Genomic DNA, 20,893 nt, shown 5'->3' with positions numbered 1-20,893 from the left:
CGCCGCCTCAGATCGAGGGATAGACCTGCCGGATCAGGGCACGGTCGGTCGGGCTCAACTGGCTGTTCAGGCTGGTCTGGAAATCGCCCTTCGTCCATTTGTCCGGGATCGGATACATCATGATCGACAGCGGGTCGATCTGCGTGGCGATCAGCTTGCCGGGATCGTAATGGTCGAGCACGTTGCGGCGGATCGTGTCCTTGTCCCAGAAGTTGGGCGGGCCGGTCAGATCGGCCGCGACCGCCGCTTCGTCCCATTCGATGCCGCCATCGGGGTTCTGATGTTCATGGATGAGCCCCAGCGCATGGCCGAATTCATGCAGCACGACCTCGCGGATCTCCTCTTCGGAAGAACTGTCGTCGAGCCAGCCGAAATTCATTGTCGGCTTGCTCTGATCGGTTTCATTCCTGCAATCTGTGCCAAGCAGAGACCACGATCCCGCACCCGGTATGAAGGCGATGCGGATATCGGCATCGCCGCTGTCGATGAACTCGAAGGTGAGCGCGGCCATATCCTCGGCGATCCATGCGCGCGCGTGATGCTGCACGCGCTCCTTCAGATGGTCCGACCCTTCGAGAAAGCGGATGCGGATGACCGAATTGAACGGCCATTTCGCGCTTTCCAGAACCGCCGCCTTGGAATTCGCCATCGCTTCGGCATCGGCGGCAGAGGGCGCTTTCTTGAAGGCAATGCAGAACCTGTCGGGGTTCCGGCGCGCCGCCGCGAGCCCGCGTTGCGCGGTGTCGAGGCTGGCCTGAACGGAGCCGCCCGTGTCCAGCATGTCGCCCCAGGCCTTGCAGGTTTCCTCCCAGCTCGGCGCGAGGAAGCGGCGCAGGATGAGTGCGGCCACGGGCGCGGCAACGAAGGCCGACAGGCCAAGCGGGCCGCCCGCCAGAAGCCCCGCAAGCGCCGCCGCAGTCGCGCCTTGGCCGATGTTGAAGGCGTCGCGCAGGCTCTGGCGGTCGGCCTTGTCGGCCTCGTCATCGCCGCAAAGCAGCCTGTGCAGCTCCCTGTGCGCCCGCGCAAGGATGCGCTGTCCGAGCTGCGACAGCGCCGGATAGCCGCCTTCGAGACTGGAGGACGGCACACCGCCCGGATCCCGCGGCGCCATCATCACGCCTGCCGGCTGGATGCGTTCGAGCGATGCGCGCCTGCCGATCTCGGACAGAAGAACGCTGTCGTCGAAGCGGTCTGCAAGATCCTGGATCGTGGCAGGCAAGGGATCGCGCCGGGATACGGCACGGCCTGTGCCAAGCGCGCCGAGCGCCGCCACCGGCTGCGGGGCTGTCACAGCCTGGATCACGCTCTGGAATTTTGCCGCGACAGTCCCATAGGGGCCGCTTTCAGGGTGCAATTCGTCATGCCAGCCACCCTCCGGCACGGTGCCGCGACAATCGACGACATGCAGCGTTCCCGCAAGCCCCGGCTCGCGGGCCAGCGCCGCGAGCGCCTCTGCCCAACGGTCGATGAGGATGCGCACGATCTCGCGCTGCAAGCCGCGATCGACGATACCCTGCGACGCCAAGGGCCGACCCAGCCATTTGCCGTTGTCGGGGATCGCATGGTCATAGGTATGGATCAGGACCGGCGTGGTCGGTGCTGCCGCCGAAACCGCCGTCGCAATGGAGCGCACATGGCCGATCACCGCCGACAGCACGGCCGTCAGCGCAGGAGTGATATGACCCGCCGCATCCAGCGCGGGATCGAAGGGCCGGACGATGGCGGCGAGATTGCCGCCGCCGACCAGATCGTTGCCGCCGCCGCTCAAGAGCACCGCGTCTGGGGCTTCGGCCATGACAGCGGCCACCACCTCGTCCTGCGCGATGAGATCGTCCAGCGTGTCGCCCGCCGCGCCGAGGCTGAGGATCGCGTGCTCTTCGGACAGATGGTCGATCACATCCGTCAGCAGGAAAGGGAACTGAAACCAGCTATCGCCCTCCGAGACCAGCTTCAGTCCGTTCCAGCCGCCGGCAATGCGCGACCGGTAGCGGCGGTTGCGCCGCCACCGGGAGATCCCGTTCAGCCCGCCCAGCGCAATGGCGCCCTGCAGCGCGGTATCGAGCCCACTGCCCACCGCGGGCGGTTGCAAAAGCGCCGGGTTGACCCGCACCGCCGGATCGAAGGCGCGGCTATGGGCCGGATCGACCAGCATATAGGCGGCGCAGTCTTCCTCGGGCACATCGATGTCGAAAAGCATCCGGCGCAATTCGTCCACCGGAATCGGGGCGGGGCGGGGACGTTCGTCTGCCATCACGCGCGCGCCCGCTCAGAGCCACAGAACCGCGCGCATCAGCGCCGGCATGTCGTCCACGACCTCACCTTCGGGCTGCGCGCCGTCCTGCGGATGCCAGCGCCCGTCATCCGAGCCGGACTGGTGCCAGCAGGAGGACGGATCGCAGACCGCCAGGCCGACCAGTGTTTCCGCGACGATGCGGCTGCCCAGCTGGCCCAGATGCGCGCCGCCCGTCTGAACCTCGGCCTCGCGCAGGATGTAGAACCACAGCGGTGTCGCATAGGCAAAGTTCCCATCCGCAACGGCCTGCCCGGTATGGCCGGAGGTCAGCTCTTCCTTGCTGAGCGGCGTGATCTTGCCATAGCCCGCGCCGTTGAAGCCTTCGATGCAGGCCTGCGCAGACGGGATGTTGAGCCGATGCCCGCGCCGCAGGTTACGCTTGGCCAGATGTTTGAACACGCCGTCGGCTTGCTTGAGCATGTTGCCCAGCGGCGGCGCGAGTTGGGTGTCGATCTTGCGCGCGACGTGATCGGCCTCCTTCGGCTGGTCATGCACGAAACGGTCCCATTCGATGATCCAGTTGATCGGAAGCGTCGGCAATCCGCGCATCCCGCCGCCGCCCGTGAAGCGGAAGAGATCGTCGAAGGACGCGCGCTCGGTGATCGGGTTGTCGCCGCGCCCGAAATTGCGGTTGTGATCATAGGCCCCGCGCACCATCGAGTGGCCGAAACGGAACGCCGCCACCGAAAATTCGAGCGGCAGCGGCAGGTGATCCTCCTTCGCATAGCCGCCCGCGCCTTTCATCACCCGGTCGCGGAACGCCTTGTAAGCCTTGGCCTCGTTCGCCTTGACCTCAGAGACAACGGACGCATCGCAGATCTTGTGTAGAAAAACGTTCAGCACCAGCCATTGATAATGCCAGCGCGTCAATTCGCGGGCCTTTTCGAAAAGTGCATCGCCCGTCGGCGCATCGTCCTGGCCCTGCAGCCAGACGACAATTCGGTTGTGAAAGCGCAGGAAGGCCGCGTGAAGCTGCGCGACCAGCAGGTTCTCGTCGTTGCGCGCATCGCCGATGACGGCAGCGGCCGGATTGATCGCGCCATTCGTTGCAAACGCGGGCTCCAGCGGCGTGCCGAGAATGTCGCTTTCCTGCAGGCTGCCTTCGTCCAGAAGCGTGCCGATCCGCAGCAGGTCGCAGGCATCGTCGGCCGGAAGATCGGGGCGCACGCCGACCTCGGGCGGTACATCCGACGGCTCACCGAGCCGCATCATCCCCTCGAACCCCGGCGAGCGGAGGGCGTTCTTCAGCTTGGTCGCCGCCGGCCCGTCATCCGGCCCGTCACCATAAAGGCTATCCAGCCCGAGCGAGCCTTTGCGCAGATTGACCAGCGCCGAGGTGACATGATCGCGCGGCAGCGGGTCGAGCGTGTCGCCATCGGGCGGCACGATGACCGACTGATCCGCCTTGCGATCGGTATTGGCGGTGATGTCATGATCGATGAACTGCCCCAGATAGGTAAAGACCGGCGCAATCGCGCTATCGGCATCGACCGGATCATTCGGCGCCTCGACCATCGCATCGGCGAGCGCATCGAGCCGGGCGACCATATCGGCATCGCTCGGGGCCGCATCCGCATCGGGAAAGAAGTAGCCGAACGGTCCGCCCGGCATCCCGCCTGCCTGCGGCATCGCCGCCGCGCCGGAAGGCGCTGACGAAGGCGCAGCGCCGGTGGCCTGCGCATAAGACACCGCATCGGCCTCGACCGCAGGCGCAAGCCCGCCAAGCCCCCCACCGGGCGCCGCATCGTTCGACAGTATGATTTTTTGTCCGTGTCCCAGGGTAAAAAGCATGATGACAATCCTTCGAATTGAATCGAAGTCACCACGGATCGCGATGTCGGGTCGTCAGGAGTCGAAAAGTGACTCGAAAGGTTAACAGGATCCAGATGACTTCCAGATTTGAAATAATTTGAAAACAAGGAGGTACTGGTAAATCTGCAAAATAACAGAACCTTACTATACCACGATTCGCACGCCCTGCGTGCGCCCGCGCACCGAACGCGGTCAAACCGGCCTGTTTCCGCCGAAACGCGACGCCAGGCGGGCATCGCTGAAGGACATAGATCACCTACAACGCAAAGGTGGGCGCCCTTCATCCGAATACGAGACAGGACCCGAGCCCTCATCGGACACCAGAGACCCCGAAAAGCCCCCCGAGGTCGTCAACCCAGCTGAAATGCTAGGAATTTCTGGCTCCGGCGGTAGGGATCGGAGCAAAATTGCCTGCGTTTATGCAAGCTATTGATAATATATGCACTTTTCGTCGTTGGGTGATGCTGGAGCGACCGATTGTGTTACGTTTTGTGTGACGTTCTGGGTGAGAGAGACGCCCCCGAACGTCGCATGATTGTTGAACCTCCCGTGCCGGAACTGCAAGTCTCCTGAATGGAGGTTGTTCGCTGTCAGACGGACTCGGGTCCATCGGATGGGAGCGTTGCTTCAGTTGTGCTGTCGATCGGGACTCGCGCCTTCCAAAAATCGACGGATATCGGCGGTGCGCAATGACCGTCTTGCGGCCAATTCATTTGCAAGTCGTTCAAGGGCCTGCCTGTGACCTGAGAGGACACCGGCAGCACGTTTTTCCGCGCGCTCGATGCGCTGTCGCACACGATCTCGAAGAGATGGCGTTGCCAGATACATCTGATGCGGATCGGAGTGCCAGACGGGACCCAGCAAACCCAGGCCATAGGTAGCCTCGATCTCGAGGGCGGCTCTTGTCGCTTTCGCGAGATCAGAATCTTTATGCCCTCCCGCCCCGGCAGATACCTCGCCGAAGACAAGGCGTTCGGCCGCGCGGCCGGCGAGAGAATAGGCGATTTCGGCGTCGACATCGCCGATCAAGCAATGATGCGGCGCTGGTTGCCGAGCGATCATGCCCCCGCCAGCAGTGACCTGCATGCTCGTGATTACGCCGAGACTCAGAGCAGCCGCAGCGACGGCGTGGCCCGCTTCATGGACCGCCACCCGATAGATAACGCTTTCGTCGGCAGATGCCGTCGAGATCCCTAGATGCTTTTGCAGCAGAGGAATGCTCAGAAGTTTGCGCGAATGGCGCGCGTCGGACCGAGCCGCTCGGATCGCCGCATCGATATCTGCAGCGCTGTTGCCGACAGCGAGGTGCGACAGGTCGCGCAAGTCAGGGTCTGCGATGTCATCTCGCAAATGCGCGCGCAGGATAAACAGAAGAGACTCCGCATCCGGCATCGGCATCTGCACCTTCAAATCCATCCGCCCGGCGCGCAAGACGGCAGGATCCATTCGTTCGATGTGGTTGGCCGTGCCGACCACGATCACGCCCTCCTGCCGAGCGATCGAATCCATCTCGGCCAAGAAACAACGGCAGGATCCATTCGTTCGATGTGGTTGGCCGTGCCGACCACGATCACGCCCTCCTGCCGAGCGATCGAATCCATCTCGGCCAAGAAACAGTTGATGACCTGGATCCGGTAATTCGACGCGTGCCGATCATCGTCCGACCGCGATCCGACCGCGTCAATCTCATCGATGACGAGGAGACAAGGCGCTTGCGCGCGCGCTTGGGAAAAGCTGGTCCGCATCGCCCGCAGCATGTCCCCGAGATGGCCACAGGCTTGCCACTCACCAAAGCTGGCAGTGACCACCGAGAGTCCGGCACTGTTTCCCATCGCGCGCGCCAGATGTGTCTTTCCTGTCCCCGGCGGGCCATACAGCAATACCGAGCGGCTGAGTTCATGCCATCCAGCTGTGCCCGCGCGCCAGAGTTGGAGGTCAGCCACCAGTCGACGGGCGGCAGCCAAAGCAGGACTGTCGCCCTCCATGTCCTCCAGTCTCGGTCCTAGCGTGTATGGGTCGGGCTGAGCCAGTTCACCTAGCTGCTGCAGGGCTGTCGCCAGATCAGGGGCGCGCAGCGCAACGCAGAGTTCTATAGCGCTCAAGCGTCGGAGTGCCGGATCCTCGGGCAGCAGCGTCTTGGGGTCGCGTTGGCTTGCCATCTCGTCCGCCAGATGACCTGAGCAAAGATAGGTCAAGACGACATCTTGCGTGATACGTGCCATCGGAAAGGTCGTCACGGCGGTCACCTTCAGATGCCTCGGTAGGCTCAACCCTTCAGGCTGGAGGATCAAAACGGGTTCGATCCTGTCAAGGCTTTCGGCGATAAGCCGAACGAAGCGGTCATGCGCATGTTTCGAGACGGCGCCCTCGGAAATCTCAGGTGCAACCAGCACCAGTTGATCGCGAGGGAAGCAGATCTTGAGCACATCCTTGAGCAGAACGATTTCGTCGCGCGGAACATCGTTGATCACGGTCAGCGCGCCGCATTGGCGCATAACGCGTCCCGCACCGATCGAGCCGATGGTCGCCGCGAAGCGGATGACCATCAGGAGCTCGCGTGCCGGAACGTAGCGCGACGGGACAAGGGGTCCGTCGTCTGCCGTCTCGTCCGACGTATGGAACCTTTTGAAGAGGTGGTCGAGTTCCGATTCCTCATGCCCTCCGGCAGGAAGGACGCCATGTTGCTGCCGCAGGCGCGCGATCAAGCTATATGCGTATGCCTGCCACGCGGTGTTGATGTGTTTCGTTTTGACCATGATCGGGCACTCCTAAGAAACGGGATCGGTGGCCCTCACCTAACTGGGCGGGGGCAGAAGAATGGCTACGCTGGAAAATCAGGCGGCTTCAGAAAGCTGCGCTTCGATCTGGGCGAGTTCAGCGAGGATGATGTTGGTGAGGCTGCCATCATAGATCTCGGACTGAACACGGATCTGTCCCCGATACGCTTCCGGGGCGACGACGCATTCCGAGTGCTCACGCCGCAGCTTTGCGTGCAGGCCCTTTTCGATGCGGATCGCCTCCTGCCCAGTGGGCACAGCGACGGTGCGCAGGATCTCGCACGGCATCTCGCGGTCGCGCTGGAGATGGTAACGCAGGCGTTTTTCAGGGTCGTTCGAGTAGCCAATTTTTACCAGCTCGCGGCCATTCGCGACAGTGAACATCATGGCATAGAGGTGGCTCGGCGCCGCGGGCCAATCCACGCCGCATCCTCCGCATGAGTGCCGCCCGGATTGTAAATTTACCCGCGCCATCCGCTGCACATGGCCGCATGCTTCATGGCGGTAAGCCCTATAGTTGGGGTTTCCGGCCGGGTCGGGGCCAACGAGCGTCCACCCCCTGGCGCACGCCTCGGCATGTTCGATCGCGGACTGGCACGTGCCGCATCGGATTCTCTTCGACCCCTCGGCCGCTTGCTTCACAAGGGCAAACTGGCGCGACAATTCGTGCCCGCATTCGGCCAGATAGATTCCGTAGTGGCGGTTCGCGGGGTCGCGCCGCAGGAACTCAAGCCCCGCCGCCTGTGCGTCGGCAACCCATTCTTTCGTCAGACAATGAGAGCACAGCGGTCGCGCCGCCGTCCGAAGTGTGAAGAGCTTGACCTTGCTCATGCCGCCGCACACACGGCACCGCAAGGCCAGGTGGAAGCGATCGGCAACGCGGGTGACGATATCAAACCCTTTCCCGGCAGCCTCCGCGATCCAGTCCGGTTTGATCGTGCCGGTATGGATCGGAAAGGAAATTCCGTTGATGGTCATGGTGTTTGTGTTGGACGCGGTCATGGGCTGGCCTCCGTTGGGTAGGAAAAAGAATATGCGAATGTGGCATCCGGCGCGTGGCCGGCTGCAGGGGCAGGACGTGCGGCGCGCTGACGGCACAGGCCGGCGGGCTGCGGAAGAAGATCGGAAGCGGCGCTTAGACGCTTTCCGTGCCAAGCAAATTGAAAGTGGACGCGTGGTAGATGCTCAGTTCCTCATCCAACCATCGTTCGAAAATCGGCAGGGCAACCAGTGCGTCGACCATGCGGCGAGCATCTTCCAAGACAGAATTTACCGCTTGAGCGGAAGGACCTGCCGCGTGTGATTGGAACAACTCAGAAAAAGAAAAGTGCATCCTGCGATGCAAGCCCTTAAACGTGCCGACGTCTTCCGCGCGGACAAGTGCATCGATCAGCATCACCATACGGCGCATGGGACGATCAGTCGGGACCGCGATCGGCACCAAAAGATTTTCGACAATCGCGTCTGTGAGTGTTGCGCGGGCGTTATCTGCCTCCTGCTCATACTGCAGATACGCCGGGTCATATGCGCCAGCAACGTCATCCAGATCCCGCTCCGCGACGATGTAGGCCGCAAGGGCGGGCATCAGGTGGCTACAAAAGTGCCAGCCGAATTCGGACGTGCGAGTCACTTCAAATGCCGCGGGCGGCATGATAGGCATCAAAACAGCCATTGTTGATCTCCGTGAAAGATTGGCCTTGGTCAGGACCAAGGCGAGAGTTGCTGCTCTTGCCTTGGTCTGCGTATCATGTAACTATGTAATCCGATAGTCAAGCAGCTTTCGGAGAAAATCGTATGCCTGCAGAAAAGAAGAAGATGGGCCGTCCGCCGACGGACACAGAACCGGTCATGATCCGCATGCAGCCAGCGATGATCGCGGCCGTCGATGAGTATCGTCGCACGCTGGAAGATCTACCAACCCGTCCAGAGGTTATTCGGCGCATTCTGGCCGAGTTTCTCAAGCGGGAGACCTCCTATGAACCTTGATCTTGGGCCACAACGCTCCTGCTGATCGAGGTCACATCTCGATGAGATTGTGCGTTAGCGCGATGGCAACAGCGTGCGTCTTGTTCTTCACACCGAGGCGCACGCACGCTTTTCGAACATAGAATTTGACCGTCGCTTCGCGCAGCCCCAAAAGCTGCGCGGTTTCCCAGGCCGACTTACCGTGCGCGGCCCAGAGCAGCACCTCGGCCTCTCGTCGGGAAAGCGACCGTGCCATCGGAGCAAGGTTGTTGCATGTCTGAGTAGTCCCGAGGCTCGGAACAGCGGGTGCCGCGTCAGACTTAAAAGGAGTGCTGAAGCTGACGATTGACCTATCGTAAGAGGGCGTCCGGTCAGCATCGGGTCCAGCATCACGGGACGTCACACAAAGCTGCACTTGAAAACTATCGAACATCGCCACGACTCCTCAGGTTGAAGAGGCGCTCCGGTCAAAGCCGGATGTTGGAATCCTCGTGCGTAGCCCGAGGCACCATTGCCTTTGGCTTTCGCTTGGACATACGCAATGGTCACCCGGCCGATAAGTCGACCGAGCTACGCATCAAGGGGATTCCACGCCCCACGAGCAGAATATGCTACCCGCAATCCGAACTTGCCACGCCGACTAACCTTGTGCAATCGCTCGATACCGTCTTTTTCGGGTATTCCCGTCGTGCTTGGGTTGTGCGACACCTGACTTGTGTCGTTTGATTTAACCGGAGGGTTTCATTGTGAAAAACAGGCTGTCGCTGTTCTTTGTCGCATCCACCTTGAGCATCGCGATCGGGGCCACGGCGCAAGCGCGGCCAGCCAAATGCTTGCTCGAAGTTCAGGGTAAAACCTTCATAGATGGGTCTTGCGAATTTCACACGCTTTCGAGCAACGACGGCAGTTTTCAGATTACCGGCGCGAACGGAATGCACTTTGCCTACCTTTACGTTGAAGGCGACGGCAAGGCATCTGCGTATTGGAATGGGGAGATCGGCGAAAACCGCGCGCATGATCCGCTCGGAACGCTCACCCGGGACGGTGCGTGCTGGTCCAATACAACCGCCAAGCTATGCGCTTGGTAAAAAAATATTCGACATCTTTTCCGTTTGAAGGGCGCCAGAAATGAAACACAGCCTGATCGTCATCGCCACCGCGACATTCTTCGCCCCCACGAATGGACATGCCGAAACAGCCCCGCCTGTTTACGGGAACTGGGATTGCGAGATCATGCAGTTCAGTCTGGATGGATCAACCTATGTCGTCAGTGGAAAAAAGGTTGCGGTCGCAAGTATCGAGAAGATCGCCGAAGATGCTTGGGGAGCCGAAATGACGGATGGCTATCGTTTCGCCATGTTCGATGTGACGAAAAATAGCCTGACGTGGCATAGCCCGGCGAGCGGTGACACGTTCGAATGCAGGCGTGTGCCTGGCTGACGCGGACCGGCTGAGGTAGTGTAGACCCCCTCCGTCTCACGCCGGTCGCTCCATCCATAACGAACACCACTGGCACCCCGACGGGTGCAACGACCCGCATTTCCGATGCGCGGCGACCAACTCTGCACAGGATCAACGTATGGCAAAGCAGGCAAATTTCGATCTAGGTTACTCGATCACCGACGACGGGGACAAACGACACATCTCTTTCAAAGGAGATGGCTTGCCATGGTCTGCATATGTCATCCTGCCGATATCGATGGTGATCATTTTAGCGGTGTCGCTTTCCATCCTGCCGGTATCTTACTGGTTCCTTCCAATTCTCCTGTTTGCCGGAATTGGGTTTGTCATCTACAAAATGTATCAGATCCAAACTTTCACGTTGACGCAGGGTTCGATCATCAAGGACGGCGCGGCCTACGACCTGCCGCGCGTCTCGGAGGTGTTGATCGACAACCCGATGGACAAGGACGTCTCCTACACGGCTCAGCCGGGCTTCATCGTTGGCGGATCCGGCGTTTCTGGGGCGTCGATGGCGGTCATGGGAACGCTGGCGAATGCGACTACTTCGGCCATGCTAGGCGCGTCCGCCGCGATATCGTCGTCTTCGGCGAAGCGTAGGTATCGGGTCAGAATCCGGTATGGCTCCAAGGTGATAACCCTCGCCCGCAATCTCAAATACGACCGCGCTGTGGCAATCTTTCAGCTGCTGACCCAACCGTAATTGATCGCGGTCTTTTATCGGTGCGGACCATTCCCGCGGCAGCGATCGTCCGCGCTTCATCATTCAAACATGGTTCAAAAAAGGAACACGACACATGAACCGGAGATCCGCCCCTATCCCAATGTCCACCTTCTACCGCGTTGCACTGATGGCTTGCGCCGTGTTAGCCGCGTCGCCTGCCTTGTCGTTTGACCTGACGCCCGTAGTCGATCCCGCGGATATCGTCACTGACCACCCGTATCGTATCCTTGATCTTGCACCGGGAGCCAGCTACGACGAACTCGAGGCGGCAGCGTCAGCGCGCGGTATCCCTCTGTATCCGCAAGAAGGCATCATGACGGTCACAATGAACGGAACCCAGATCGGGCTCAATGTGACTTATGGTTACCAGACGCATGGTTACGACAACCCCTATCTGTATCAAAACGAGACCAAATTTGAGTTCATGCAAGGATTCCTGTCAACCAACGCGACCGGAAACGTCGCAGTATCGGTCTCGCGTAGCATGGGCATTCCGCTGCCCGAAGCACCCAGCTTGGACGCCCTGCGAAAACAAGTGATCCAAGAGTTCGGTGAACCCACCTTCATGGATAAAGACCTGGGGTTTGACCGGGCGATCTGGATTCACAGCGTTGATGGGGAAAAGATCGCCGCGGGCGAGACAACTGCAATGCCGGAGAATTGCGGCGGACCCGCTCAGTTCCAAATCGTAGACCCTGAAACCGTCGTGACGGGCTGTTCAGTCGTATACGAGGTCGCTTTCAAACAGATGGGAACGCACACACTCATCCGGTTCACGATTACGGATTACGCGCTCCGTGATAGGGACAGGATCGAAGCCGCGAAACAGATCACTGATGCGATCACCGGGACGGGTGATGACGCCCCCTCGAAATTGGACCTGTGACCGGCGCCAATACTTCAGAGGTGCGAGCGTTGCGCGACTCAACTCAGTTCGGCGTGCGAAATCGCAGAGTTGACCAAGTGATACCTGACGGCACCTGAAAACCCTTCTTGCGGCCCGGTTAGAAGCCGGGCCCATCATTCTGATCCGGAGCATTTCCCACTCCTTCGGCTGGATCCGCTAACACTGGCTTCACGACGTAGGGTTGGTAGGCCGCTTCGAAACGCCTGACTTCTTTTCCGTCGGCGGCTATGCTCATTATGTCAGGACCGACTTTCGCCGCGCTTTTGTCAACGAAAATGATTGCGACGCCACGGTTGCCGCGCATCGGTTTCACGCGCCAGCCCGCCGCACAGCTTGCCGCAGCGGTGCAGACGCGGGCCAGGAGTGCAGCAAAGGTCAGTCGAGGGGCAGGCTCAGCAGTGTGAGCATTCGGTCGATCTTCTTCTCCATTCGATCGTAACGTTCCCTGCTCGATTCGATCTCCGCTTCGATCATTTTGGTCAGCTTCGTTTCCAGCTGCATCAATCTCTCCTCGGATCGCTCGTTCGCATTGTTTACCGCCTCTGTCAGACCCACCTGCGCATCGCTCAGCGTGGCCTGCTCCGACTGGAAATTGCTCAGCGTCTGGATCAGGTCCGCCAGCAGTGCCGCCAGCCGTTCGCCCAGCGTTTCCTTTTGATCCGAAGGCCGGGAAAGCAAATCCATCAGAGGGTGCAGAAAGGTCACGTTCCGATCTGTTTGCAAAAGCTGGTCCAAAATCATGGCCGCTTCGTTTTGAAGCTGCACAGGTTCGGACGACGTCGAGTGTTTTGGCAAAGATCTTCTCCATGGTTGGGGTTTCAAAGATGGTCGCCAGCTTGGCGAGCTCGATTTCATTGCGGACGGCGCGCAGCGTCTTACCCAGATCAAATCGCTTCCTCAAAAGCCGCGGTTTCCACGCAAGCCCGAGTGTCCCGGTAAAGCACTCATATTCCATACTGCGCCAGACGATGGACGGATGCCCTGTCGATGTATTTTCAGGGAACCCGTGATACCTGCCCGGACGCTTGGAAAGATGCAGATTCAGGTCCCTAAGGCTTTCGGGTTGATGGAGCAGAAACACCTTCTCAAGATCCGAATGGAGTTGCTTTTTACGGACGCTGTTCAGATTCCGTGTGGGCGTAATTGGCAACAGCCGCGGTCCAAACTCGGGAATGAAGAAATTCGGCAGCACCAAGCCAGTCATTCGGCAAAGCTCTTTGTGGGTCGATTCGCTCTTTACCCGATTTCCCGAAATAACCACCTCGCGCCCTGAGAACTCCCGAAGCACAACGATGCAATGAACGTGATCGCAAGAGCTGTCTTTGTGCCGAGCGGCAACCCAGGGCATTGCATCGGGTTCGCAGCCAACGAGGCGGAGCGCGGTCTCGACCAGTCTCAGCCAGACCTTTCCTGCGGCCCGACGACTCTCAGGAAGTGACAAGGTCAAGTGCATGAAAGGTTCTGGGACCGTACAGGTAGACACCAGATCGCGGAGCCGCTTTTTCAGGTCGCGCGCACCAAGAAGCGGTATCGTGCCGCCCAGCGGTTCCGATCCGGGCCTAAGGACGTATCCGTGGACTACGTTCAAGTCGCTATGCCACCGAAGATTGGGCCGCATCCGTCACCCCTCCAAAGCGGACCGGACCGCGTCACAGGTCTTGATAATCTTGCGAACAGCGCGCCGGGCATCTTCGCCCTGGAGAGTTGCCGTCCCGACCTCCTCATCACCAATCAGAATAGTATTGCAGATCAGTCCAAGCTGGCCGATGCGCAGCGCAATCTCTCTCAGATGGACCGGGGTTTCACTGAGTGCGCTATCGATCATATATTCCGTTCTCGTCGTGTAGCCGGCTACGATCCGGGCTTCATCGATCCGCCGCAACGTCTCGATCGGGACGTGCATCTTCAGGGTCTTCATCATGGCTTTCGGTTTGGCGGGCATGGTCTGCGTCTTTCCCAGTTGCGATGCGGGGGAGATAAGGAGACTGCCCGCCCTGTCACCGTGCAAATGACATCCCGCAAATCCCGAGAGTTGTTTTATTGTGGATAACCGGCTGTGGGAGGCGCAGCGTATTGCCGGGTTTGACTTGCAACGTTCCATGTTGGCCTTGGGCCGGTTGGTTGTCGCAAAGAACCTAAGGCGAGGGGGTGTGGGCCGCTGTTTTACGGATCGCGACACTGCCGTTTCAAACGGCCCCGGGGCGGTAGATGGCATGTGTTTTACGAACACGGAGGGGTGGCCCGTTTTGTCGGGGAGAGAAGCCCGCGCTGTCACGGCCAGGCGGGAAATGCATCCGCATCGAAATTGCCCCCGGACACACGCCTCGGGCGTTGAGACGCGGGCGGGGGTAGTGTATCGCTTTCAGAACGCCGGGCAGATTTGCCTGACGCGGATCGACCGGGCGCGGCGGTGCCCCAAGAAAAAAAGGCAGGGGCGCGCGCATGAGCAAATACGACGATCTTCCTCGCGAGCATTTGATCGAACTGCTGAAAAAGCGGGACCGCACCAAGAAGCTTGGGCTGGTCTGGGAGCGGGATGAGATCGAGGCGGACAACGCCGTGGACGCCAATTTTGTGGCGGCGACCGTCGTTCCGGACCTGTCGGACAAGCCCGCGCCGTGGCGGAACATGGTGATCGAGGGCGACAACTATGACGCCCTGCGTTGGCTGCGCATGACGATGGCGGGGCAGATCAAGTGCATCTACATCGACCCGCCCTATAACACCGGGGCCAAGGATTGGGTCTATAACGACCATTACGCCAACCCCGAGGATGCCTATTTCCATTCGACCTGGCTGGAATTCCTGTTCCGCCGCCTGACCCTGGCGCGGGATTTGCTGGCCGAGGATGGGGTGATCCTCGTGTCGATCAACGACGAGCAGCGGGCGAAGCTGGAATTGCTGATGGACGAGGCCATGCCGGGGATGCGGGTGGGGTCGTTTGTTTGGAAAACTCGACCGGGCACAAAGGGTGAAGGTGCCTATCTGAGCCAAGACCACGAGCATGTCTTGGTTTATGGAAAGTCCGCCTTTCGCTTTGGCGGATCGCCGGTTGATGTCGGCAAGTATTCAAACGACGACAATGATCCAAGAGGTCCTTGGTCTAGCACTACACTTCAGAAGAATGCCAGCTTCAAAGAGCGTCCGAACAGTTATTTCCCGGTTCAGGACCCGGAGACCGGGTTTTGGTATCCATGCAACCCCAATCGTGTCTGGAGTTTCCAGAAGCGTTCGATGAAGTCGGCGCGAGGGGATACATTTGAAGACCTATATGAAAGTGGCCAAATCATCTTCACGAAGCGGACTGAGTTTCAGGAGTTTCAGAGCCTCCCTGAATTGCTCCAAGCAATTGATGAGGAAACGGCGCATCGGTTTCTGCGGCGGGACATTCCTGATCTAGATTTCTGGGTGGGACAGAAGATTGGGCTTGGTAGCGTTCGCCGGAAGTTGTTTCTCAAAGACTTGAAACAAGACACCAAACCTGTGTCCAGTTGGGCAAATGCGGAGGCGATAGGCCCGGAGGTCAATGTGATCGCGGCTGGGATGAACCAAGAGGGTTCCAAGACCGTTCAAGCGATCTTCGGTTCCCGTGCATTTGACTACGCCAAGCCCGTGTCCCTGATCCGCGAACTCGTCCGGCAGTCCACCGGGCCCGGCGACATCGTGCTCGATTTCTTCGCAGGCTCCGCGACCACCGCCCAGGCCGTGATGGAGTTGAACGCCGAGGATGGCGGGGATCGGCGGTTCATCATGGTGTCCTCCACCGAGGCGACCGCGGACGACCCCGACAAGAACCTCTGCCGCGATGTGACGGCAGAGCGCATCCGCCGCCTGAACGCCTCGGACGACAGGAAATTCGCCGACCTCGCCGCCGGTTTCGCCTATCTGCGCTGCCGCGAGATCGAATTCGAGGATCTCGACCAGGATCTTGCGCCCGCCGAGGTTTGGGCGGCCTTGGAAACCCTGCATCGCCTGCCCATGACCTGCTACACTCAGGCACCGTGGCAGGAGCACAAGACGGAAGAACAGACCCTGATCTTCGCGGACCGGGTCGGCACCGACCTGCTGGACCACCTGCGCGGCGTGGTGGATCGGCGCGAGAACGCCTTTGTCTATGCCTGGGCTCCGGGCCAGATCACCGCTGCCGTCGTCGGCCTGGACGTGCGATCGGTGCGCAGCGAACTTGTCGGGCGGTTCCGCCAATGAACGCCGATTTCCGCCTGTCGCTCGCGACGTATCAGCAGAACGCCGTCAATGCGATGGCCGAAACGCTGCGCACCGTTTCAGCCTTGCATGACCGCGAACCGGAACACCGGGAACGTATCTCGCGCGAGCTGGGGGTGATCCTGCTGCAAGCGCCCACCGGATCGGGCAAGACCCTGATGCTGGGCCGCGCGTTGGAAGCTGTGCGCGGGCAGCTTTCCGCCAAAACGGTCTGGTTCTGGTTCGCCCCCTATGCCGGGCTGGTGACGCAGACCCGCAGCGCCCTGACCGCCCAATGCGGCGCATTGCGCCAGCGCGATGTCTATGCCGACCGCGAGGCGAGCGCGGCCCGTGATGGCGATGTTTTCGTGCAGACCTGGGCCTCGGTTGCGGTGGTCAAGAAGGAAAGCCGCAAGGTCCGCAGCGACAAGGAGGCATCGCTGTCGGTGGACAGCATGATCGCCGAACTGCGCGAGCGTGGCTTCCGCATCGGCGTGGTCATTGACGAGGCGCACCTGAATTTCGGCTCGGGCGCCAAGGCCACGGCTGATTTCTTTCTGAATGTCCTGTCGCCGGATTACACTGTCTTGGCTACAGCAACGCCCAACGATGCGAAGCTCGAAAAGTTCGAGAAAGATGCCGGTCTGAAGGTGGCCAGCCGTGTGACCTTCGCGCGCGATGCGGTGGTGAAAGCGGGGTTGAACAAGGTCGGTCTGATGGTCGGCGTGCTGCGGTTCAAGGAAGAGGACCGGGCGCTGATTGATACCGAAGTGGCGACCCTGACGGCAGGTTGGTCGCAGCATTCGTTCATCAAGGACAAGCTGGCCGAGAAGGGGATTAGTCTGACGCCGCTTATGCTGGTGCAGGTCGAGGATCAGCAAGAGGGCAAGGAAGACCCGGTTGCGCGGGTAAAGGAGCGGTTGATCGAGATCGGGGTGCCCGAAAAGGCGATCGCCGTCCACACCTCGGGCGAGCCGGACCCGGCGTTCCATACGCTCGCCTATGACCCCGAGATCGAGGTTCTGGTTTTCAAGCTGGCCGTGGCGACCGGATTTGATGCGCCGCGTGCGTGGACGCTGGTATCCGTGCGCCCGTCTCGCGGCAGGGATTTCGGCTTGCAGATCGTCGGCAGGATCATGCGGGTGCATCCGCTGGTGCGCCCATTGCATGGGACCGAGCCGCTGCTGGACCGGGGTTATGTCTTCATGTCGGACCCCGAGTTGCAGGTCGGGCTGGATGAAGCTGCCGCCGATCTGAAAGCGGTGCGCGAGGGGATCGCGGTTCTGACCGATACGCTCGACGTGAATGTGTTGGGCAACGACACGCGCGCGGCGGAAAGCTATGGCGCAACGTCCCTTCCGCCCCCGCCCGTGCAGGCCGTGCCGGGTGAGACCGAGGCCGACCGGGCTGAACGACAGGTTTCGATGGGGTTGCTGAACCCGAACTATGCCACCGCCTCTACCGTCCGCCAGGAAAGCGCCTTGAGTGCGGTCGAGGGATTTTCAGCGCCGGCCTCGCCGCCGCTTTTCCCTGACCTGCCCGATGTCCTGTCACCGCGCGTCACGCCTGCGCAGCCCGCACCGCAAGAGCATCAGGTCAAATATCTGCTGCGCACAGACCTGGGTATTCCGACGGCGCTTGTGCGAGAGGAATTGCCAAATCTTTTCGACATCGAAGACGACCTTTGTCCGCAGATCGCCCGCGAGTTTTGCCGCATGGTGCCCATGACCTCTATGTTGTTGGCGGTGAACAGTAACGCCGAACTGTCGATGCGCGACCTGTTCAACGCAGGCCAGACGGATCAGCGCGCCCTGAGCGTCAGGATGTCGGCAGCCCGGATCGCGGAACAGGCGCAGGCGCAGCTGATGTTCAATGACGGGATCGACCCCCGCCGCATCCGCGAAGCCGTAGAGGCTGAACTTGCCCGCCTGTGCCAGAAGGAGGGTATCGCCGCGACGAGCCGCGACATTCGCAGAACGATCAACTTGGCCATCCTGCGCCAACCACAGGCGCTGAAAGAGGCCGTCCGTATCGCGCAGGGCCACCATATCCGCCTGGAGAGTAACGAGCCAATCCCGACAGAACAGTTTGGCCCGAAGGACGCTCCGAAGGCCAAGAAGGGGGCCTATGGGGCCTTCATCGGTCGTTACAACCGACCCGAGCGAGCCTTTGTTGAAATGCTGGACAATGATGACACGGGTCGGGTGAAGTGGTGGCTGCGGAACCCGGAAAGCGAGAAGTGGGCAACCCGCCTGATCCTGCCGACCGGCAAGCGGTTCTTCCCCGATTTCGTTGTCGGTGTCAGCGGACGGCGCACCCGCGACAGCATCGCACTGGTGGAGATCAAGGATGACGGAGAAACCGGGCGGCTGCATTCGGACAGCAATGCGATCAAAATCCGCTCCGAGCATAGCGAATACAAGAAGGTCTTCTGGTCTTTCAGGGAAGCGGAAGGAGTCTTCCTGAAAGCTGTGTGGAACCAGCCATATAATCGAATTTTCAGCGCCGGACCGTTCGAGATCGAGGACATGGTGCTGATCCAGTGAATACGGCTTCGGATGCCGCTACGAATGTGTTTTGATGCCTTGTCTCGGTCGATGAGCGTTATCCGGTGATGCATCTGGTAGGGCGCGTTGACGCACGGAGAAACTCGGGTAATTGTATGCAATAGCGTGTGTAAGGCCGTTATATTTTGTGCGCGCCACCAAATAGTCCAAACTTCTGAACCTTAAGGGCGAGCAAAGGCAGGCCGGAATGAAACTTACCCACATTCGCGTTCAAAATTTCAAGTCAATTCTCGACACGGGAAAAATCTCCATGGGCGAGTTGTGCTGCCTCGTCGGCAAGAATGAAGCTGGCAAGACAGCAACCCTTACCGCGCTACAATCCATTAGACCGTTCGGAAAAGCACAGACGACCTTTGGCGTGACTGAGGATTATCCTCGGCGTTTTGCGACGCGATACGACGAGCGCCATCCAAATCAAGATGCAGTCGTCGTCGAGACTTGGTGGCAGCTATCAGATGAAGCTCATCAACTACTTTCCGACGAGTTTGGTAAAGACGCCATCACGTCGCGCGAGTTCACTATTAGCAAGCGTTATCGGCAGGATGGCACAAGTTGGACGCTTGCCATTGACGAGGCTAAAGCCATTGAGAACGCAATTTCCGCGCAACGCCTGAACGCCGCGGAAAAGAAGGTGGTCGAGAAGGCAACAACGGTCAGCGCCCTTCTTGCGGCTGTGAAGGCGCAGGAAACACCCTCTGAAAAACTTGCGGCGCTTTCAGAGACGTTCGCAGGCTATCGAAAGGAGTCAGTCATCTGCAAGGGCATTGACCTCGTTTCTGGTCTCGTGCCGAAGTTCTTTTACACTTCCCACTACGACCGCATGAGTGGCCAATTGTCGGCGCAGAAAATAGCGCAAGACAAGCAGCATAGTCAGGTAGATCCGGGCGATGAAATATTCTTGAACTTTCTTCGTCTTGCCGGAACAGACCTTGACGAGTTGAACCAGTCTCCACGCTATGAGGAATTGAACGCTAAGTGCGAGGCCGCTTCGGCTGACATTACCGATCAGATATTCCAGTATTGGTCGCAGAACAAATATCTCGAGGTTAAAGTTGAACTGAACGAAGGCCGTCCTCAGGACCCCGCCCCGTTCAATGCGGGCGCCGTAGCGCGAGCGCGGGTATATAATCAATTGCATCGAGCAAGCGTGCCTTTCTCGGAGCGCAGTGCGGGGTTCGTGTGGTTCTTCTCATTCCTCGTCCAATTCGCGATGATGCGCCGCGAGACGGACAATGTGATAATTCTGCTAGACGAGCCGGGTTTGACACTGCATGGCAAGGCACAAGAAGACCTCTTGCGCTACATCGAAGAAAAGCTGCTTCCATCGCATCAAGTTATCTTTTCGACGCACTCGCCGTTCATGGTGCCGCCGAAACGTTTGGCTGACTGCCGCGTCGTCGAGGATGTGGTTGATCTAAAAGAACCGACACGCCCGCAATCGCTCGGAACCAAGATCACGGAAGATGTAATGAGCACCGACAAGGATACCTTGTTCCCGTTGCAAGGGGCTCTTGGGTATTCCGTCACGCAATCTCTATTCGTCGGAGAGAACAGCCTTCTTGTCGAAGGTCCGTCCGACATTCTCTATCTTCAAGCCTTCTCGAACGAACTCGAACGTCGCGGGCGCACAGGCCTCAACCCGAAGTGGACCATGTGCCCTGCGGGCGGCATCGACAACGTTCGCCCCTTCGTCTCTCTGTTTCACGGCAATCATCTGAACGTAGCTGTGCTGTCCGACCAAGGCCAGGGCGACAAGAGCAAGATCGAACGGCTCCGCAGGAGCGAAGTTCTCGCGGCAGAGCGCCTGCATACGGTCGCGGAACTGCTGGACCAAGGCGAGGCGGATATTGAAGACCTCATGCACCCCGATCTGTTCTGCGGGATCATCAATGCGACCTACGGCCTAACCGGCGAACATGAAATCACGGGGGCGAAGCTCGCGGCATCCGAAGGCGCGCCGAGGCAGGTTAAGCAAGCCGAAGCTTACTTCCGCATCCTACCAGAGGACATACCCGAATACAGCCACTTCCGGCCCGCAGATTGGTTGATCCGCAACCCGACCATCCTTGAAGGTGACGATGCGGCCATCCTCACTACCCTTGAGCGCGCAGAAAAAGTGTTCTCGGTCTACAATCGGATGCTGGCTTGATCGCAGTATTTGCATGGCCTTCTGCGAAGCGAGAC

The 20,893-nt window shown here is 59.8% G+C and carries 16 protein-coding genes and 2 pseudogenes; 8 read left to right on the top strand and 10 right to left on the bottom strand.

Features of this window, described 5'->3' with window-relative positions; all coding sequences use genetic code 11:
• Positions 1-7 precede the first annotated feature (7 nt).
• The 6 genes and pseudogenes from M3465_RS10315 to M3465_RS10290 all read right to left on the bottom strand — a co-directional run bounded on the left by M3465_RS10315 (position 8) and on the right by M3465_RS10290 (position 8,554).
• Complete coding sequence (locus tag M3465_RS10315) at positions 8-2,251, bottom strand: GDSL-type esterase/lipase family protein (protein WP_249501669.1); 2,244 nt, start codon at positions 2,249-2,251, stop codon at positions 8-10.
• A 15-nt stretch (positions 2,252-2,266) separates the two neighbouring features.
• Entirely contained in the window at positions 2,267-4,084 is a 1,818-nt protein-coding gene (locus tag M3465_RS10310) for a peroxidase family protein (RefSeq protein WP_249501668.1), read from the bottom strand.
• Positions 4,085-4,732: 648 nt separating this feature from the next.
• On the bottom strand, positions 4,733-5,722 hold the full coding sequence (locus M3465_RS10305) for an AAA family ATPase (protein WP_349305039.1): 990 nt from the start codon (positions 5,720-5,722) through the stop codon (positions 4,733-4,735).
• A 71-nt stretch (positions 5,723-5,793) separates the two neighbouring features.
• Positions 5,794-6,090: pseudogene (locus M3465_RS17150) on the bottom strand (ATP-binding protein); the annotation flags it as partial.
• Positions 6,091-6,939: 849 nt separating this feature from the next.
• Positions 6,940-7,884, bottom strand: a complete 945-nt coding sequence (locus tag M3465_RS10295) for a GIY-YIG nuclease family protein (RefSeq protein WP_249501667.1) — start codon at positions 7,882-7,884, stop codon at positions 6,940-6,942.
• A 133-nt stretch (positions 7,885-8,017) separates the two neighbouring features.
• Positions 8,018-8,554 carry a hypothetical protein gene (locus tag M3465_RS10290; protein WP_249501666.1) on the bottom strand — a complete coding sequence of 179 codons (537 nt, stop codon included), beginning with the start codon at positions 8,552-8,554 and terminating at the stop codon, positions 8,018-8,020.
• 122 nt (positions 8,555-8,676) lie between these two features.
• Here M3465_RS10290 and M3465_RS10285 point away from each other — a divergent pair, with 122 nt between their 5' ends.
• Positions 8,677-8,868, top strand: a complete 192-nt coding sequence (locus tag M3465_RS10285; protein WP_249501665.1) for a hypothetical protein — start codon at positions 8,677-8,679, stop codon at positions 8,866-8,868.
• A 31-nt stretch (positions 8,869-8,899) separates the two neighbouring features.
• Here the strand turns inward: M3465_RS10285 and M3465_RS10280 are convergent, their stop codons facing one another.
• Entirely contained in the window at positions 8,900-9,280 is a 381-nt protein-coding gene (locus M3465_RS10280) for a helix-turn-helix domain-containing protein (protein ID WP_249501664.1), read from the bottom strand.
• Positions 9,281-9,593: 313 nt separating this feature from the next.
• Between M3465_RS10280 and M3465_RS10275 the strand changes: the two genes are divergently transcribed.
• The 4 genes from M3465_RS10275 to M3465_RS10260 all read left to right on the top strand — a co-directional run bounded on the left by M3465_RS10275 (position 9,594) and on the right by M3465_RS10260 (position 11,918).
• Positions 9,594-9,935: a hypothetical protein gene (locus tag M3465_RS10275; RefSeq protein ID WP_249501663.1), complete on the top strand. Its 342-nt coding sequence runs from the start codon at positions 9,594-9,596 to the stop codon at positions 9,933-9,935.
• Positions 9,936-9,975: 40 nt separating this feature from the next.
• Positions 9,976-10,287 carry a hypothetical protein gene (locus tag M3465_RS10270; RefSeq protein ID WP_249501662.1) on the top strand — a complete coding sequence of 104 codons (312 nt, stop codon included), beginning with the start codon at positions 9,976-9,978 and terminating at the stop codon, positions 10,285-10,287.
• A 139-nt stretch (positions 10,288-10,426) separates the two neighbouring features.
• Positions 10,427-11,011, top strand: coding sequence for a hypothetical protein (locus M3465_RS10265; protein ID WP_249501661.1), 585 nt, complete (start codon positions 10,427-10,429; stop codon positions 11,009-11,011).
• 94 nt (positions 11,012-11,105) lie between these two features.
• Complete coding sequence (locus M3465_RS10260) at positions 11,106-11,918, top strand: hypothetical protein (RefSeq protein ID WP_249501660.1); 813 nt, start codon at positions 11,106-11,108, stop codon at positions 11,916-11,918.
• A gap of 396 nt (positions 11,919-12,314) precedes the next feature.
• Here M3465_RS10260 and M3465_RS10255 read toward each other — a convergent pair whose 3' ends face one another.
• The 3 genes and pseudogenes from M3465_RS10255 to M3465_RS10250 form a co-directional block, all read right to left on the bottom strand.
• Positions 12,315-12,674, bottom strand: a complete 360-nt coding sequence (locus M3465_RS10255) for a hypothetical protein (protein ID WP_249501659.1) — start codon at positions 12,672-12,674, stop codon at positions 12,315-12,317.
• Between the two features lie 469 nt (positions 12,675-13,143).
• A pseudogene (locus tag M3465_RS17195) lies at positions 13,144-13,392 on the bottom strand (relaxase/mobilization nuclease domain-containing protein); the annotation flags it as partial.
• Positions 13,393-13,560: 168 nt separating this feature from the next.
• Positions 13,561-13,881: a hypothetical protein gene (locus M3465_RS10250; protein ID WP_249501658.1), complete on the bottom strand. Its 321-nt coding sequence runs from the start codon at positions 13,879-13,881 to the stop codon at positions 13,561-13,563.
• A gap of 500 nt (positions 13,882-14,381) precedes the next feature.
• Here M3465_RS10250 and M3465_RS10245 point away from each other — a divergent pair, with 500 nt between their 5' ends.
• The 3 genes from M3465_RS10245 to M3465_RS10235 all read left to right on the top strand — a co-directional run bounded on the left by M3465_RS10245 (position 14,382) and on the right by M3465_RS10235 (position 20,858).
• Positions 14,382-16,145 (top strand): site-specific DNA-methyltransferase, encoded by a 1,764-nt coding sequence (locus tag M3465_RS10245; protein ID WP_249501657.1) that lies wholly within the window; start codon positions 14,382-14,384, stop codon positions 16,143-16,145.
• On the top strand, positions 16,142-18,688 hold the full coding sequence (locus M3465_RS10240; RefSeq protein ID WP_249501656.1) for a DEAD/DEAH box helicase: 2,547 nt from the start codon (positions 16,142-16,144) through the stop codon (positions 18,686-18,688). The genes M3465_RS10245 and M3465_RS10240 overlap by 4 nt, the downstream gene beginning before the upstream one ends.
• Before the next feature lie 208 nt (positions 18,689-18,896).
• Positions 18,897-20,858: an AAA family ATPase gene (locus tag M3465_RS10235; RefSeq protein ID WP_249501655.1), complete on the top strand. Its 1,962-nt coding sequence runs from the start codon at positions 18,897-18,899 to the stop codon at positions 20,856-20,858.
• Positions 20,859-20,893 lie beyond the last annotated feature (35 nt).

This window comes from Marivita sp. GX14005, from assembly GCF_023370775.1.
Classification (GTDB): domain Bacteria; phylum Pseudomonadota; class Alphaproteobacteria; order Rhodobacterales; family Rhodobacteraceae; genus Marivita.
The sequence above is the reverse complement of the archived record's forward strand: the minus strand, read 5'-3'. Positions and strand labels throughout refer to the sequence as shown.

What these genes read in the sequence shown, in the direction of transcription:
- M3465_RS10260 (WP_249501660.1), top strand. Translation starts at nt 11,106, where the DNA reads ATGAACCGGAGATCCGCCCCTATCCCAATGTCCACCTTCTACCGCGTT.
- M3465_RS10290 (WP_249501666.1), bottom strand. Translation starts at nt 8,554, where the DNA reads ATGGCTGTTTTGATGCCTATCATGCCGCCCGCGGCATTTGAAGTGACT.
- M3465_RS10265 (WP_249501661.1), top strand. Translation starts at nt 10,427, where the DNA reads ATGGCAAAGCAGGCAAATTTCGATCTAGGTTACTCGATCACCGACGAC.
- M3465_RS10315 (WP_249501669.1), bottom strand. Translation starts at nt 2,251, where the DNA reads ATGGCAGACGAACGTCCCCGCCCCGCCCCGATTCCGGTGGACGAATTG.
- M3465_RS10235 (WP_249501655.1), top strand. Translation starts at nt 18,897, where the DNA reads ATGAAACTTACCCACATTCGCGTTCAAAATTTCAAGTCAATTCTCGAC.
- M3465_RS10280 (WP_249501664.1), bottom strand. Translation starts at nt 9,280, where the DNA reads ATGTTCGATAGTTTTCAAGTGCAGCTTTGTGTGACGTCCCGTGATGCT.
- M3465_RS10240 (WP_249501656.1), top strand. Translation starts at nt 16,142, where the DNA reads ATGAACGCCGATTTCCGCCTGTCGCTCGCGACGTATCAGCAGAACGCC.
- M3465_RS10270 (WP_249501662.1), top strand. Translation starts at nt 9,976, where the DNA reads ATGAAACACAGCCTGATCGTCATCGCCACCGCGACATTCTTCGCCCCC.
- M3465_RS10285 (WP_249501665.1), top strand. Translation starts at nt 8,677, where the DNA reads ATGCCTGCAGAAAAGAAGAAGATGGGCCGTCCGCCGACGGACACAGAA.
- M3465_RS10245 (WP_249501657.1), top strand. Translation starts at nt 14,382, where the DNA reads ATGAGCAAATACGACGATCTTCCTCGCGAGCATTTGATCGAACTGCTG.
- M3465_RS10250 (WP_249501658.1), bottom strand. Translation starts at nt 13,881, where the DNA reads ATGCCCGCCAAACCGAAAGCCATGATGAAGACCCTGAAGATGCACGTC.
- M3465_RS10295 (WP_249501667.1), bottom strand. Translation starts at nt 7,884, where the DNA reads ATGACCGCGTCCAACACAAACACCATGACCATCAACGGAATTTCCTTT.
- M3465_RS10310 (WP_249501668.1), bottom strand. Translation starts at nt 4,084, where the DNA reads ATGCTTTTTACCCTGGGACACGGACAAAAAATCATACTGTCGAACGAT.